The sequence below is a fragment of the Pectinatus haikarae genome, from assembly GCF_015732185.1.
GTDB lineage: Bacteria > Bacillota > Negativicutes > Selenomonadales > Selenomonadaceae > Pectinatus > Pectinatus haikarae.
Genome location: NZ_WIQM01000012.1, coordinates 1 through 9740 on the forward strand (window position 1 = coordinate 1; position 9740 = coordinate 9740).

At 41.7% G+C, this 9740-nt stretch carries 8 protein-coding genes and 1 pseudogene; 1 reads left to right on the forward strand and 8 read right to left on the reverse strand.

What is annotated here, in order from left to right:
- From fliY to I6758_RS08235, 8 genes are all read right to left on the reverse strand, one after another.
- The coding region (gene fliY / locus I6758_RS08200) for a flagellar motor switch phosphatase FliY (protein WP_196604731.1) at nt 1-556 on the reverse strand (556 nt) is incomplete at its 3' end.
- On the reverse strand, nt 549-1562 hold the full coding sequence (fliM, locus tag I6758_RS08205; RefSeq protein WP_196604732.1) for a flagellar motor switch protein FliM: 1014 nt from the start codon (nt 1560-1562) through the stop codon (nt 549-551). The genes fliY and fliM, both read right to left, overlap by 8 nt.
- An 89-nt stretch (nt 1563-1651) precedes the next feature.
- Nucleotides 1652-2164, reverse strand: a complete 513-nt coding sequence (locus I6758_RS08210; RefSeq protein WP_196604733.1) for a flagellar basal body-associated FliL family protein — start codon at nt 2162-2164, stop codon at nt 1652-1654.
- Between the two features lie 77 nt (nt 2165-2241).
- On the reverse strand, nt 2242-2442 hold the full coding sequence (locus I6758_RS08215) for a flagellar FlbD family protein (protein ID WP_196604734.1): 201 nt from the start codon (nt 2440-2442) through the stop codon (nt 2242-2244).
- A gap of 104 nt (nt 2443-2546) precedes the next feature.
- On the reverse strand, nt 2547-4094 hold the full coding sequence (gene flgF, locus I6758_RS08220; protein ID WP_196604735.1) for a flagellar basal-body rod protein FlgF: 1548 nt from the start codon (nt 4092-4094) through the stop codon (nt 2547-2549).
- Nucleotides 4095-4167: 73 nt separating this feature from the next.
- Nucleotides 4168-4554 carry a TIGR02530 family flagellar biosynthesis protein gene (locus tag I6758_RS08225; protein ID WP_196604736.1) on the reverse strand — a complete coding sequence of 129 codons (387 nt, stop codon included), beginning with the start codon at nt 4552-4554 and terminating at the stop codon, nt 4168-4170.
- Nucleotides 4555-4583: 29 nt separating this feature from the next.
- Entirely contained in the window at nt 4584-5090 is a 507-nt protein-coding gene (locus tag I6758_RS08230) for a flagellar hook assembly protein FlgD (RefSeq protein WP_196604737.1), read from the reverse strand.
- A 12-nt stretch (nt 5091-5102) separates the two neighbouring features.
- Nucleotides 5103-6692 (reverse strand): flagellar hook-length control protein FliK, encoded by a 1590-nt coding sequence (locus I6758_RS08235; protein WP_196604738.1) that lies wholly within the window; start codon nt 6690-6692, stop codon nt 5103-5105.
- A 117-nt stretch (nt 6693-6809) separates the two neighbouring features.
- On the opposite strand from I6758_RS08235, the pseudogene rpoB reads away from it, so the two are divergent.
- Nucleotides 6810-9740: pseudogene (gene rpoB, locus I6758_RS08240) on the forward strand (DNA-directed RNA polymerase subunit beta); the annotation flags it as partial.

A 9740-nucleotide genomic window follows, 5' to 3' on the forward strand; every position in this document is an offset into this window, starting at 1 on the left:
CCACCATATGAACCTGCGGAGGTGAAATATCTATTTTTTTATTAAAAATCTGAGACAGTGAAGTAGAAACCGAACCCATCATCTGGTTCATAGCCTCACTCACAGCACTCTGCCTTATCTCATCAAGCTCATCTGTGACGTTCGTTCCGTCACCGCCCATCATCAAATCAGCAATAATAGCCGCATCACCAGCCTGAATTGCCAGGATATTATTTCCAGTTATCCCTGTAGTATAACTGACTCCAACTATAAGATAAGGCATTGGGTAATGTGTTTTTATATCAGCCATTGTTTCTATACTTACATTTGGCGTTGTTATAGAAACTTTATGTCCCAGCAGCATTGACAGCGTAGTAGCTGCACTGCCCATTGATATATTGCCAATTTCTCCCAGAGTATCTTTTTCGACATCAGTAAGAGCTTCATTATTTTGTGTTTCGTCTGATGAACTTGATAAATCTGCCTGTGCAGCCGAATCTGTCTCCTGTGGTGTATCCGGAGCTATGCCTTTAGTCAAAGCATCGATTTCTTCTTGCGAAAGCATTCCGTCAGCCATCCCTTTTTTCCTCCTCTTCGTCTTCTGATTCTATTACTTTTGTTATTTGTACCGCTGATCTTTTTCCTATAATTCCGGGACGGCAATAAAATTTTGGCCTTTCACCGACTATGCAGACAAGCTCATCATCCACTTTTGTATTAAGCCGTAAAGTATCTCCCATACCCAATGTCAAAAACTCATTTATCGCGAGACTCAGTCTTCCCAATTCTACACTGACTGGAACTATTGCCCTGCGCAGCTTCCTTTTCAGCATATCAACTTCTTCAGGATGTTCCTGCCGTGCTGATGCGGCAGATACCCAAAAAGTCGTCGTCAATTTTGGAACGATAGGTTCTATAACAATATAAGGGATACAGATGTTTATGAGCCCTTCAACATTTCCTACCTTAAGCTGAAGAGTGATAATGACGACCATATCTCCTGAAGGAACGATCTGTGTAAACTGGGGATTAGATTCCATGCTTTCAATATTCAGTTCAAAATCCTGAACATTGTGCCATGCTTCCTGTAACCCTTCCATCATTTTGCTCATCATCTTTTTTATGACTGTCTCTTCAATGTCTGTCAGTGTTCTTGCCTTCATTTTACTTTCGTCGCCAACACCGCCAAAAAGACGATCAATGATCGAAAATACTACATTTGTATCCATCTCAAAAATTATATTTCCCTTGAGAGAGGACAATGACAAAACACTGATCACGCTCGGATTTGGTAATGAACGGATAAATTCTTCATATGTAAGCTGATCAACAGAGGCAACTTCCACTTTTACCAATACACGAAGGTGCGTAGACAAATAAGTGTTAAGAACACGGGCAAAATTTTCATGAAGCATGAACAAAGTCCTGATCTGATCCTTAGAAAATTTATCAGGTCTTTTAAAATCATATATCTTGATCTTCTTTTGCTCTTCAACTTTTACCTCATCAGCAGAAACAACACCGGTCGAAATAGCTGACAATAGTTTATCAATTTCAGATTGTGATAAAATGTCTCCTGCCAACCTTCATCCTCCTTTCTACTTATTCATAATAAATGACCATGTACTTTATAAAATAAATCAGCACAAAAATTATATAAGAATAAATATTGTTACTGCAGAACAAAGCTCGTTATATAGACATTGTAAACACTGCCATCACCAATAGCAGCATTAACTTCATTCTTTATAGCTTCCTTTAATTTATCTTCATTAGACGCTTCCAGCTGTTCTATGCCCTGTTTGCGAAAAGTACTCATAACCGCATCAAGCACTTTAGATTGTGCGGCATCCGTTATCTTATGTTCTTTAAAATTAACTTCGTCTGCTGGATTCATCTCCAAGACGATACCAACCTTCAGATATCTGCCCGATTTCACACCACCGACATTGACTATTATAGTGCCGTCCTTAGGATCTCCTATCTTCACAAAAACCCCAGGTTCCTTTTTTATAGGGGCACTAACATTAGATGTGCTAACTATTTTTGTAGTAACAAAATAAGATATCCCTCCAGCCAGCGCTAATCCCACCAAGACAAGCACGATAACGAGCAACATGGATTTTTTCTTTTTGGAACCGCCATTTTCACCACTGCCATTGCTTACAACTTCCTCTTCCGCCATATTCCCCACACCTTCCTTGTATGCAGTTATATATAAATACAATATCTTAGTTAAAAATATCGTGTAATTTTCCTGTATTAATACTTATGCAAAGCGCGGCGATAAGTCATTACCCTGCGCACTACCTCTTCCATTTTTTCATCGACTATCAATTTTTTTCCGTTCAGCAGTGTTATAACTGTATCCGGAGTTTGTTCTATAGTTTCTATTATTTCAGCATTAAGGATAAATTCTCCTTTTTTATTTGAATCCGAATTAAATTTTGTAAGTTTTATCATATTAATCTCCAAGTTTTTTTATTATATATCAATGAAGATATATTAAAACAGGTAAGGAAAAAAGGCAAGGGGAGAATATCTCCCCTCATCTTCATCCAAAAAATTTATCTCTTCATATTGACCAATGTTTCCAGCATTTCATCAGCCACTGTTATTATCTTTGAATTTGCCTGAAAACCGCGCTGTGTGACGATCATATCACTAAACTCATTGGATATATCAACATTTGACATTTCCAAGGCTCCCGGTGTGACCGAGACTCCCTGAGAATCGAACGTTCCTATCTTAGCGGATCCTGAATTATTCGAAGCCGTATATAGACTGCCGCCTGCCTTTTCCAATCCTGCTTCGTTGTTAAAGGTAGCAATGGCAACTTGTCCGCCCTGCTGCTTTTGTCCATTGGTATAAGTCAGTGTTATAACCCCATCCTGACCTATGGACATATCCTTATAAAAACCAGCAGCATAACCATCGGTTGCGGATGTATTAACATTTGAGCTACCGGAGTACTGTGTTATATTTGAAAAATCCAGCTTTATAGTCGCATTCAAATCAGCTCCATTTGGATATGGCACCGTGATAGGCACTGCCACATCAGTTGCATACGTACCTGTTGTATCAATTTTCCCGGTATCTCCGTTAAATCTTATGGTAGCCGTGGTCCCCGCAGTTTCCACTCCGTCATAGGTTCCCTTGGGAACACTGACAAGCCACTTATTTGTGTCTGTGGTCGCTACTGCATTTCCATCGGCATCGGTACTCCCCGTTGTTCTTTCATACATTACTGGAATTGCATGTGCCTTACCCAAGCTATCATAAACAGTCATCATACTTGTATAACTAGGAAAAGTATTATCTCCGAAACCATATCCCCCCGTATGACCATAGACACCAGAAGTAGTGGTACCATCAGCCAATGTTAACTGTACGTTTTTAATTGTACCACCCGTTATTGAAGGCATGCTGCCCCACTGCGTATATGAATCTCCTACAACATATTTATTTCCGTTTGTTCCAGCTGTGGTATCCGTGCTAGGAACAACAACTTGCTGCGTATTACCATCAGCATCTTCTACCGTCAAAGTAATAGCCGTCACTTTTGATGCTGCACTATCTGCTGATAAATTACTGCCAAAATTAACATAAGAAGTCGCTTTAGGCTGCATAGTAGAATCCATATCAATTTTTAAATTTTCTGTAGCCCCATTAGGATTAACTTTTCCATTAACCGCATTCCAACCTTGTACATGAAGACCACTGCCATTCATTACAAGATTTCCTTCATTATCAAGCGTAAAATTACCATTGCGGGTATAATACGTTTGATTACCATTTTTTACAACAAACAGCCCTGCATCCGTATCTATAGCCAAATCCGTGTTATTGCCGGTAGAGGACGCGCTGCCGTGCGTAAAGTTTGTATCTATGGAAGATACTGACATTCCCAAGCCGATTTGTTTTGCGTTGACCCCGCCAATATTATCATTTGCTGACGATGAACCTGATATAGTCTGGCTCAAAGTATCTGCGAATGTTACACGGCTTGATTTATAACCGGTCGTATTAACATTGGCCACATTATTACCTATTACATCCATTCTGGTCTGATGATTTTTCAAACCGGAAACGGCGGTATAAAGCGCTCTCATCATAATAAATCAAACTCCTTTGTGTGCGGCTGTCCGCCTCTGTCATTCAGCGGTCAAAGCCCCCCGAAGGTCCAGCCTATAATATAGCCGCACTATCAATATTTGTAAATATATTTTCTTTTGTACTTACGCCATCCATAGCGGTAATCACAGTTTTGTTGGTTATACTGACAACAAAAGCTGCTCCTTTTAAATAAATCAGCGCTTCCTTAGAGCCTTTTTGCGCCATCTTACACACAGTATCATTCATTTTGTCCATATCAGCATCACTTAATTTTATATTCCGCTCTGCCATCCTGCTCAATGCATGCTGAGAAAAACCAACCGTCTGACTTGTCTGTTTCAATATATCGGCAAAATTTGAGCTGCTGTTTTTCTTCTGGGAGGATACCTGCGCTGACGCATTATTCTGATTACCAACCGGCATAAGTGGCTGTAAATATATTCGCGAATTAACTGCCATACATATCTACTTCCCTTGCCGTAAATTTTTTAGCTTTCCAGTCCAGTCTTGCCTATAAGGGTAAGATCACTGACGCTGACGGTCGTTACACCCGAGCCTTCTTTCACTACCAGCGAAGGGGTTCCGTCACTGATGGTAACTCCCTGTGCGACACCGGTGTGCTGCACTTTATTAGTGGTAGTATTGCCTTTGCTGTCGGTAACAGAGCTTTCTGTTGACCATGTAACATTCTGGCCGATCATAGAGCTGAGCTGTCCGACTAAAACAGAGGTATTCAAATTGTCAACAATAGACGACATCGTATTCATAGCTGTTGCCATTTTTGATATCTGTTCGGTGGAGGTCAGCTGTGAAAGCTGCGAAACATATTGCGTTCCATCCAACGGATTTAAAGGATCCTGATTCTTCATCTGCGCCACCAAAAGCTGCATAAATGTGTCTTCATTCGCGAGCGTGTCCACGCTTGAGGTTTTAGTCGTAGAATTTGAGGAAGTTGAGGTCGTTCCCGTTGTGGGGTTCACTGCGCTTGTTGCCATAATAATCGCTCCTTATATTCTGTAATCAATCCCGTCACTTGTAAGACTTTGGTTCTGTCCACTTGACGATACTGCTGCACTGAGATTTTCCATCTGACCTGCAGCTTCAACCAATTGCCCAATTCTGTAGTCAGTTTTCTTTTGTTCTTTGCTGAACTGTCCTGAATTATGCTGTCCGTTTGACAGCATATCACTTAGACCGCTGTAAACATTTATATGGTCCACTTTTATTCCCTGATCCTGCAAGTCCTGCCGCAGCTGAACCACTGTCGACTGTATGAGATTGCGCACCTGTGCGTTGTCACTGTGAAAGGAAGCATTCACCGCACCGTCTGCCGCTACGCTGATTTTCAAGGCAAGTTCTCCCAAATGTTCCGGCTGCAGATTTATCGTGATCTGTGAGTTTTCATTTGCCTTTATCAACTGGGCATTTTTTATGATCTGACCTGCAATATTATAATTGTCCTGCGGCCTATTTTGCTGCGCTGTGTCTGACACTGATGCCATACTTTGAGCAGAGCTTTTCAGCGTATCATCTGACAACGATGCCACTGAAAAAATATGATTTAATTGATTAGTGTCAGCACCCTTATTTTGTTTTTCTGCCGCAGATTTTGACTCTCCCGTCAAAAGATTTTCCTGCTGTGTACTCTGTTCACTGAACGTCGTTCCCGAATTACCGTTTTCCTGCCTAGACGTTAAGTCAATAACATTAAGCTGTACCGTATTTTTATTTTTTACGGCTGCTTGATCAGCTGTTGTACTGCCATCAAGCTGTTTCGTGTTCCGCAGCAGTTCGGTGCTGACCTGATCAGGAACTTTGACCGACAGCACTGAAGAATTTTCTTTTGCCGGTGAAGCCAATGTTTCCGCGCCCAAAGCAGACCTTCCCTGGGCAGTCTGTACCTGCGATATAATATTTGCAGTTTTGCTCGTTTGATCCGCAGTAATTTTTTTACCTGCAGTATCGGTACCTTGCAATTTTATACTATTTCCAGCATTAAGAAACTGATTCAAAATCGTTTTTGGCTGCTCAGGACTTTTCCCTTCAGCTGAATTTACAACATCACTGTCAGACAACGTGCTTAACTGAATCTTTTCAGTATTATTTACTGCATTTAACTGAGTTTTCGCCGTTTTATCATCAGAAACTGTCGTTTTTACAAGACCGGTCAATTCAGCTAATGCTGTATTCAGCTTTGCGGGGATGCCGTTGTCTGTTGCCGCCTCAGTCTGCGGTGCTGTGACCAGTGCTGCCAGAACATTTATATCTGCAGCATTTGTTATAGCATCAATCGCCGTTGTCACTGCCGCAGCAGTCGTTTTATCATCAGCTGTTTTCTCTTTTTCTGACTTAGCACCTTTTTTTTGTGAAAGTGCATCATCAGGCTTATTCTCTTTGTCTGCAATTTTCTTGCCGATATCTGATACTTTATCGTTGAGTGTATCCTTTTTTACATCAGCATCAGCAGTGTCTTTTGCATTGTCCAAAGCACCGGAAAAACTGCTCGATGAGTTTTTTCTGACAGTAGTTTTTCTGTTTTTACTGCTGCTGTCTGACGAAGGAGCTGCCGTCTTAACTATTATTGTATTGTTATCCATATTCTCACCTCCTCTCGAAATCAATTGTAACACAACTGGCGCTTAAAGAAAAACAAATCTTATTGGTTCTGTACGGTTGTTGCTTTTTCCGCCTGATCAAGCTGCGGCAGTGTAGGCGGTACATTTATTATAAATGGAGCTGAGCGTGTCATAGTAAGTCAGCTGGTGCGCTCTCCTGGTGCTTATTACGGAGTGGCAACTGACTCAACTGGCAAACAGTTGTATAGTTCTACGCTTATTCCTAACCGCGGCGCGTGGATAGAGCTGGAAAATGATGCTAATGATGTGATTTCTGTGAGAATAGACCGGACGCGCAAACTTCCTGTTACTATTCTTATAAGAGCACTTGGCATCAGTTCCAACCCCGCTATTGCGGAGCTTTTTGATAACGATCCCCGTATCGTCAATACAATGGAACGTGACAGTGCTGTTTCAAAAGAAGAAGCACTCGTTGAGATATATAAAAGGCTGCGTCCCGGAGAACCGCCGACAATTGAGAATTCACAGGCCCTTCTGGACGGACTTTTCTTTGATCCTAAAAGATATGACCTTGCTACAGTTGGCCGTTATAAGGTCACAAAAAAGCTTGGCTGGAAACGACGCCTCACTGGGCATGAGCTCACACAGCCGCTTGTTGATCGTACGACCGGCGAAATAGTTGTTCCGGCGGATACCCTAATTGATATGTCTATGCTTGAATCTATAAACGTAGAACAAGAAAAGAATATTTTTGGTGACGGTGAAATGATATCTTTCTACGTAAAAAGCAAGACAGATAAGCCAATGAAAATGATCTGCTCACCGACACTTGAATATCATCACAGAACTATTACTATAGAGGATATAATGGCATCAATAAATTATCTTCTTAATCTGATGGACGGTATAGGCTCTACTGACGATATAGATCATCTGGGAAATCGTCGTGTGCGTTCTGTTGGTGAGCTTCTGCAAAACCAATTCCGTATTGGTCTTTCAAGAATGGAACGTGTTGTCAGAGAAAGAATGACTATTCAAGACAATGAAGTTATAACGCCCCAGGCGCTTATCAATATACGCCCTGTAGTTGCTGCGATAAAAGAATTTTTTGGTTCAAGTCAGCTGTCTCAGTTTATGGATCAGCACAATCCGCTCAGTGAATTGACGCATAAGCGCCGTCTAAGCGCATTGGGTCCTGGCGGACTATCACGAGAACGTGCAGGATTTGAAGTTCGTGATGTTCATAACTCACATTATGGACGCATGTGTCCTATTGAAACTCCTGAAGGACCTAATATCGGACTTATTGGTTCTCTATCCACATATGCTCGTGTGAATCGTTTTGGTTTTATGGAAACACCTTATCGTAAAGTTGATAAAATCAATAAAAAGGTCACAAATGAAGTATATTATCTCACTGCGGACGAGGAAGATGACATCGTCATCGCTCAGGCTAATGAAAAATTGAATGAAAATGATTGGTTTTTATCAAATCGTGTTACCGCTCGTTTTCATGAAGAAACAAGTCTCATGCCTGTTGATTCTGTTGATTATATGGATGTTTCACCTAAGCAGGTAGTTTCTATAGCAACCGCAATGATCCCTTTCCTTGAAAATGATGATGCCAATCGTGCCTTAATGGGCGCAAATATGCAGCGTCAAGCAGTACCACTGCTTCGTACGCAGGCACCTTTAGTCGGAACAGGAATGGAATATAAGGCCGCCTGTGATTCGGGTGTAATGGTTTTGGCTAAAAATGCAGGCACAATTTCAAAAGTCACTGCCGATCAGATCGTTGTCCGCAAGGAAAACGGCGATCATGATATATATAAACTCCAGAAATATCTGCGTTCCAATCAGGGCACCTGCATTAATCAGATGCCAATCGTTTACAAGGGTGATAGTGTATATAAGGGACAGCCTATTGCAGACGGACCGGCAACTGATCACGGTGAACTTGCTCTTGGCTACAACATAATAGTAGCATTTATGCCATGGGAAGGTTACAACTATGAAGATGCTATTCTTCTCAGCGAGAAATTGGTAAAAGAAGATATTTATACCTCTATTCATATCGAAGAATATGAATGCGATGCCCGTGATACAAAATTAGGTGCGGAAGAAATAACACGTGACATGCCTAATGTTGCCGAAGAAGCTCTCAAAGATCTTGATGAAAAAGGTATCATCCGCATAGGTGCTGAGGTTCGTCCTGGTGATATATGGGTTGGCAAGGTAACTCCTAAGGGAGAAACTGAGCTCACTGCAGAAGAAAGACTGCTGCGTGCCATATTTGGTGAAAAAGCACGAGAAGTCAGGGACACATCACTGCGCGTTCCGCATGGTGAAGCAGGCAAAATTGTCGATGTAAAAATTTTTCAGCAGAGAGAATAACGATGAATTACCACCCGGTGTAAACCAACTTGTTCGTGTATATATAGCCCAAAAGCGTAAAATAGCTGTCGGCGATAAAATGGCTGGCCGTCATGGCAATAAAGGGGTCGTATCACGTGTCATGCGTGAAGAAGATATGCCTTTCCTGCCAGATGGAACGCCTGTAAATATCGTTTTGAATCCTCTTGGTGTCCCTTCGCGTATGAACATAGGACAGGTGTTAGAAACGCATCTTGGCATGGCAGTACGTGAACTTGGCATGCAGATAAACGCGGGCGACCTTTCCGTGGAAAAACGATTGAGAGAAATCGGTTATGATTTTGATGCTTATGATATGCCTAAACCCGATACCGCTGGATTGCATATAGCAACGCCTGTATTTGATGGTGCAAAGGAAACTGAAGTATTTGAAACACTTCACGCATCAGGTTTTTCTAATGATGGCAAAACCATCCTCTATGACGGACGTACCGGTGAACCTTTCGAAAATCCTGTAACTGTCGGCTGCGTATATATGCTTAAACTTCATCATCTTGTTGATGATAAAATTCATGCCCGTTCCACAGGGCCGTATTCACTTGTAACTCAGCAGCCTCTCGGTGGTAAAGCTCAGTTTGGTGGACAGCGTTTTGGTGAAATGGAAGTTTGGGCTCTTGAAGCGTATGGAGCTGCATA